Annotated in this window: 8 protein-coding genes; 2 read left to right on the forward strand and 6 right to left on the reverse strand. The window is 57.7% G+C overall.

Annotated features, from left to right (window positions below; genetic code table 11):
• The 6 genes from ABX749_RS17350 to ABX749_RS17375 all read right to left on the reverse strand — a co-directional run.
• A partial coding sequence (locus tag ABX749_RS17350; protein WP_372897074.1) for a prepilin-type N-terminal cleavage/methylation domain-containing protein occupies positions 1-366 on the reverse strand: 366 nt, incomplete at its 3' end.
• Between the two features lie 26 nt (positions 367-392).
• The gene (locus ABX749_RS17355; RefSeq protein WP_145207256.1) at positions 393-719 is read right to left on the reverse strand and encodes a type IV pilin protein; all 327 of its coding nucleotides are present in this window, start codon (positions 717-719) and stop codon (positions 393-395) included.
• Between the two features lie 148 nt (positions 720-867).
• Positions 868-1,212: a prepilin-type N-terminal cleavage/methylation domain-containing protein gene (locus tag ABX749_RS17360; RefSeq protein ID WP_145207257.1), complete on the reverse strand. Its 345-nt coding sequence runs from the start codon at positions 1,210-1,212 to the stop codon at positions 868-870.
• Complete coding sequence (locus tag ABX749_RS17365) at positions 1,209-2,366, reverse strand: type II secretion system F family protein (protein ID WP_372897075.1); 1,158 nt, start codon at positions 2,364-2,366, stop codon at positions 1,209-1,211. Before ABX749_RS17365 ends, ABX749_RS17360 begins: the two co-directional genes overlap by 4 nt.
• A gap of 5 nt (positions 2,367-2,371) precedes the next feature.
• On the reverse strand, positions 2,372-4,078 hold the full coding sequence (locus ABX749_RS17370; protein ID WP_372897076.1) for a GspE/PulE family protein: 1,707 nt from the start codon (positions 4,076-4,078) through the stop codon (positions 2,372-2,374).
• Complete coding sequence (locus tag ABX749_RS17375) at positions 4,075-4,497, reverse strand: two-component system response regulator (RefSeq protein ID WP_259630943.1); 423 nt, start codon at positions 4,495-4,497, stop codon at positions 4,075-4,077. The genes ABX749_RS17370 and ABX749_RS17375 overlap by 4 nt, the downstream gene beginning before the upstream one ends.
• Before the next feature lie 339 nt (positions 4,498-4,836).
• Here ABX749_RS17375 and ABX749_RS17380 point away from each other — a divergent pair, with 339 nt between their 5' ends.
• Both ABX749_RS17380 and ABX749_RS17385 read left to right on the forward strand, forming a co-directional pair.
• Positions 4,837-5,565, forward strand: a complete 729-nt coding sequence (locus tag ABX749_RS17380) for a hypothetical protein (protein ID WP_372897077.1) — start codon at positions 4,837-4,839, stop codon at positions 5,563-5,565.
• 52 nt (positions 5,566-5,617) lie between these two features.
• A partial coding sequence (locus tag ABX749_RS17385) for a DUF1565 domain-containing protein (RefSeq protein ID WP_372897078.1) occupies positions 5,618-6,351 on the forward strand: 734 nt, incomplete at its 3' end.

The raw sequence follows: 6,351 nt of genomic DNA on the forward strand, positions 1-6,351 counted from the left end.
GACTCCTTCAAAGTCGAACCAGATTTCGCTCGCAGTGGCGGACACGCGGACGCGTTCGGCGACGGGGTGGGGGCCTTCCACGGTCACCCGAGAGCCGTCTTGGCGCCGCCCGATGACCGACCAACTGGTCGCGGCCGCCGCGGGGCCTTGCATCACCACGCCGTGCGGATCGCCCGTGCGAATCGCCGCGCGCTGTGCGTGAAGCATTGCCAAGGACAGCAACCTTGCTTCCGATCTCGCACCGGTGTCGCCGAAGGTGTCACGCCCGAATCGCATCAATGCCGCGGTCGCAAACACTCCCAGGAGTGTGACGACCACCAGCAACTCGATCAGGCTGAGGCCACTACGTAGACGTCGACGTGTCAACACGGAATCATTCTGGTGCTCGAATGCTACTTGATCACACGGTGCGTCGTTGCATCGAGCTGATACGATGAATTGTCCACCGGGTTTTGCGGGATTCCCTCAGGGAAATACTGGATGTCCGCGGCAATGTCCGACAGATTCAACTGCGGGTAGCTTCCTTTTTCGAAGTACCAGCGTTCAACCGCAGCATTGATCTCGGCGATGTTTTGCTTGTTCACTTCTTGTTGTGCGGCAAGTTTTGAACTGGAGATACGTGGCACAACGACGGCAGCGATCACTGCGAGGATTGTGACGACGGCCAACAGTTCGAGAAGCGAAAAACCGGATCGTTTGACGTTTCTTGCTCGTTGCATGATGTGCCCTACTTTCGAGGCTATCGGGGGGATCAAATGGCGAATTGAATCGATCGAGTCAATTTCGGTGGGTGTGAAAGTCCGCGTTTTGGCGGACCTTCGCTGCTCAAAGGTAGGTCAAGGCATCCCGTCGGTTCCCTCCTTTGGCTCAGTGATGATGCCCGTTTACCCTCCCCGTTGATTCATCGATCGTGTATCGCGTTGAGTCCACGGGACATCGAAGCAGACCATCTGGAAAATAGCGGACATTCGAACCGATGTCCGAAAGGTCCCCCATCGGCCAGCGACCGGTTTCCCGACGCCACAACGAGACTTGCACCTCGATGACCGCCTTGCGCAGTTGACAACTGCTGTCATTCGCCTGGCGTGCACCGCCGCTGATCCGCGGCACGATCGCGATTGCGATCACGCCCATGACCGCGAGCGCGGCGAGTAATTCGAGCAACGAAAGCCCGCTGCGTTTGGGCCGCCATGATCTCGGTGATGTGATCACTGATTCACCTTTCCGATCAAGTCAAACATGGGCAGGTAGACGGCCAGCAAGATGCCACCGACGGCGACTGCCAAAACGATGGTCAAAATGGGCTCAATCGCACCGACGATCGCATCGGTGCTGTCTTCGACGTCGCGTCGAAGGTGTTTTCGGATCTGATGCGTGACCGGTACCAGGCGTCCGGTCCGTTCACCGACAATCACCAATTGATTCACGACCGCGGGAAAGAGATCGCCCTCGCGCTCCAAGGACTGGCTAAACCGTTCGCCGCGCCGAATGGCGGTGTAGAGCCCGAGGATTTTTTCGCGGACATGGCGGTTGCCGATCGCACGTCCGGCCGGCGGCAACGCTTCGGCCAATGTGAATCCGCTTTCCATCAGGTTGCCCAACACGTCGGCGAACTGCAGGATCGCCAGATTGCGAAACCACTCACCGACGATCGGGATGCGGATCAGATTGCGATCGATCCAGCGTCTCGATTGGGCGTTTTTGAACAACGTGATGATGGCGATCGCCACGACGATCGATAACCCCAGCAGATGGAAGCCATAGACCTGAACGATTTCGCTGGCGTCGATCAGCAGTTGGGTGATCGCCGGAAGCGTGGCGCCGGCGTCTTCATACATCTCCTGAAAGGTCGGAATCACGCACAGCAGCATGAAGATCACACTGCCGGTACCCGCGACGACCAGAATCGCCGGATAGGCAAGCTTTTTGAGGATCATCTTGCGGTGCCCCGATGATCGCTCCAGTTGCTCGGTCACCCGAACCAACGCCTGATCGAGTTTGCCGGAACGTTCTCCGACTTCGACCTGGCTGATCAACGTCGCGTTGAATGCGCTGGGAAACGTCTTCATCGCCGCCGACAACGACTCGCCGCCTTTGAGTGCCCGTGAGATCGAGGCCAAAATATGATGGTACTTCTTCAGCGAACGATCACGCGACACGGTTTCCAAGGCATGTGTCAATGACACGCCGTTTTGAACCAGCGTCGTAAGGTTTCTTAAGAACAGAATCAGGTCTTTGCGTTTGAAGCGGCGCTGGGGATCGTTGCCGAACTTGATCTCGTGCAGCGTCTTCAGAAACGCAAGCGATTCGCTCTGGTCGCCACCAGTGACGGCACCTGCACCACTGCGGCTCGATGCGGTACTCATTGTGATTAACCTGACAGTTTGAAGTAAACTTCTTCGATGGACGTGACGCCCTGTTGGGCCAGTTCCAGTCCCATCGTGGCCAGATCCACCATCCCTTCGGAGCAGGCGATGCTACGGAGGGTGCTGCCGGGCATGCCGGATTCGATGGCATGCTCCAGTTGAGGCGTCACGACCATGATTTCAAAGATCGGGGCGCGTCCGGAGTATCCGGTGCCGCCACACTGCTCACAGCCGACCGCTTCAAAGAACTTGCCGTTCAGATCGAGCCCCGCAGGGATGTCACGGCCTTGATAGATCAGTTCCACCAGTGACCGGTTGAGCTGACACTCGCGTTTGCAATGCTCACACAGTCGTCGCAGCAGACGCTGTGCGATCGAAGCGACCAACGCCCCGGCGATTTTAAAGTTGTCGAGTCCCAAATCGCTCAGCCGGGCAACGGTCCCGACCGCGTCATTGGTGTGCAGCGTGCTGATCAGCAAGTGCCCGGTCAGCGAAGCTTGGACGGCCGTGGTGGCGGTTTCGTGATCGCGAATTTCTCCGACCAGAATCACGTCCGGGTCCTGTCTCATCAAGTACTTCAGTCCGTTGGCGAATCCCATACCGAATTCGTTGTTGGCATGCACCTGATTGATTCCCGGTAGTCGAAACTCGACGGGGTCTTCGATCGTGGAGATGTTTTTCGACGCCGAGTCCATGCTGCACAACATGGAATACATCGTCGTCGTTTTTCCGGAGCCCGTCGGCCCGGTCATCACGATCATTCCGTGGGGGCGGTCGAGCAATTGTTTGACGGTTGCCAGTTGACGCTCTTGCATTCCGAGCAGCGAGAAATCGAACGTCTTGCTCGACTCATCGAGTACCCGCATGACGACTTTTTCCCCACGGACACAGGGGATGCAGCTGACTCGAAAACTGGCGCGGGTCTCTCCATCCTGGATGGTCAAGTTTCCGTCCTGGGGACGCCGCTTTTCCGCGGTGTCCAGATCCGCAAGTACTTTCACCCGTCCGACCAAGGCGTCTTCGGAGTCTCCCGGCACCGTCATGATCTGATGCAATTGACCGTCGATGCGATAGCGGACACGCATCTGCGGCGAGTCCGGTTCCAAGTGAATGTCACTCGCTTCGGCACGAACCGCCCCCATCAAGATCGCGTCGAGTAATCGCACCACCGGTGCGTCGCTGTCCTCCAGGTTCTCATCACATTGAACCGTCTCGGATCCGCGTTCGTCTAGCTCTTGAATGCGGATGTCGACCGCGGTTTGTTTGGCTTTGATCTTGTCGTCGAATGCCGATTCAAGCATCCGATCGATGTCCGCTTCCAGACAGATCGCAGGTTCGACTTGATAGCCGGTCATCAACTCGATTTCACTGATCGCCTCCATGTCGCTTGGATTGACCATTCCGAGCCGCAACACTTTGTTTTGCAGCTGGACCGGGGCGACCTTTCGTCGACGTGCAAAGGACTCGGGAAGCAATCGAACCAATTGCCCGTGTGTGACGTGTTCGTCAAACCCGCAAAACGGTAATTCGTATTGTTCGGCGAGCGCCTTGCCCAACTGTTCCCGCGTGACCAAGCCGCGTCTGAGCAAGAAGACGCCCAGTTGCAATCGCGTTTGACGTTGGTCGACCAACGCGGTCTGCAACTGTTGTTCGGTGATGACACCATGTTCCAGCAAGATGTCTCCGATGCGACGAATTTTCACGCTGCTCATGTTCGTTCTGCTGGATCTCGGTGGGTCGCGATCGGTTCCGAAACAAGGTTCAGCAACGCCACCAATTTTGACTCCAGAACGACCGGATCGTACGGCGAGATCACAAAGCTTTTCGCGCCTGCCTTGTAGGCATTTTCAACCTCGACCAAATCCCCGCGGCTGGAAATGCAAATGATCGGAATATGGCTGGTGCATTCGTCCGATGCGATTTTCTCCACCCAGCGAATTCCTTCACCCGTCTCCAGATCGAGATCGATCAAAACGGCATCCGGCAACCCTTCGGCGAGCGCCTCGGTCATCTCGTCGCTACTGCTGACTCCCGTCGTCCGCATCCCGAGCAGTTCGAGACGAAACACCGTGACCTCCAACACCGTTGGATGGGCGATGTAGACCAGGATTTTCTTTGCTTCTGAATTCATTGCAGGCACGAAAGGACGCACTGACAGGGTGACACTGTCAAAACGCTAGGTTGCCGAAACCTTCGGTCAAACGCGGACCTGACAGTTGGCAAAGATCGCATAGAAGCCACCTGAGATCGCCCTCAAGCGAGGGAAAACCGTCAATTCGACATCCGAGTCGGCCGCCGCATGCGGGCGTGTCACAGAGTGCGACAGAGAGAAACGTTTTGATCCATCGACAAGTCCCGCGCTGTGCCACCCATGCAACCCTTCGCATCGTCTATCCCCCGGCGTCACATCACGTCAGCCATCCTTGTGGCTCTGATCTGCGTCTCAGGCTGCGGACCGGAGCAGTCCACCGTGACGGCACAACCTGAAGCCGCTCTTCCGCTGTCCACCGTCGATCACCGCGCGTCGGTTGGACCCGCGATCTCGGATGCCGATGCGGAGACATCCACAGAAGAACGCGTGACGGTGCAGCGGCGGGTGGATCAACCACCGGCGGAGGTTGCACCTGAGGAACGTGACATCTCACCGATTCCCGATCACCTCAATTTCTTCCTGCCGCCGAAGACGGCGACCGTCAAAGTCGAGGTTGCGACGCCGGAGCCGGAGATTGAGCAGTCGACCGTGCGGTTGATCGGATTTGTGACGTCGGATTCAGAGGATGAACATGCCACCCTGGCGCTGCTGCGGGTCGGAGGAAAACTGATTCCGATTCAAGCGGGTGAGGAGTTTGACGGTATTTCATTGCTTTCGACAGATATGAAAAACAGGTCCGTCGAAATCCGGCACCTGGATGAGTGCATGACGTTGGCAATGATGGACCAACCCATCGAAAACCCAGCGGTGCAAGGTCTCGCGGTGCAACCCGTTCGACGCCGTGCGACACCTCGCAAACCAACCACGCATCACTCAGCGGCGCGCGACGACTTTCATTTAACAGATCCAGGATTTGCGACTCCGCCGGAGCCGGACCTGGGACTGGGGGCAATTCCCGCAGGCATGGACCTTGAGCTTCCCGACGAACTGCGGCTGCCCGAGATGCCTGAATTGCCCGAGCTGGAGGGTTTGCCGGGCTTGCCCTGAGTCGACTGAGCCGCCAGCGAAATCAACCACACCACTTCACCGGCCCAATCCCGTGACGCACTGCATTCCACGTTGTCGACCACTGATCCTGATCGGATTCCTCGCGCTGTTGCCGATCGCGACGGCCCAGGCGACCAACTATTACGTCCGCACGACCGGCAACGACAGCAACCCGGGAACCCATCGCAACCAAGCGTTTCGCACCATCACCAAAGCGACTTCCATCGCCGGACAGGGTGACGTTCTGTTCGTCGGTGCGGGAACCTATGACGAAAACGTCGTGATCAAGGGTGGCGGTGGCGCCACGTCAAAGGCTTGGTTGGTGGTGTACGCGGACCAGACGGGCCTTTACACGGGCGACAAAGGATCGGTCGTCATCCGGCCCCAAGCCAAAACCTGGACGGTGCGGGTCTTCAACACCGGCAATGTCTTGTTTTACGGGTTCGACTTCGAACGCAATGCAGCACTCGACGGCAGAAGCTACGGCAGTCTGGTCACCAATACGACCGGACACGCATACTATCTGAACTGCAGTTTCAAGGATCTGACCTATGCCCTCCGTGATCTGGGCACGCACCAACTGCATGTCAGCGGATGCACGTTCACGGGCGTGACGTACGGCGTCTACGCGACGAGGATTGAAGCTGCCAACGTCAGCAACTGCCAATTCATGGCGACACAATACGGATGCATCGGATACGACGGGAATTCCCTGGCGGTGACCGGTACGCGTTTTTCGGATCGGATCAACGCCAGCGATGCACCGACGAAAACACGTGGCGTCTA

Source organism: Stieleria sp. (assembly GCF_041595215.1).
GTDB classification, from domain to species: Bacteria; Planctomycetota; Planctomycetia; order Pirellulales; family Pirellulaceae; genus Stieleria; species Stieleria magnilauensis.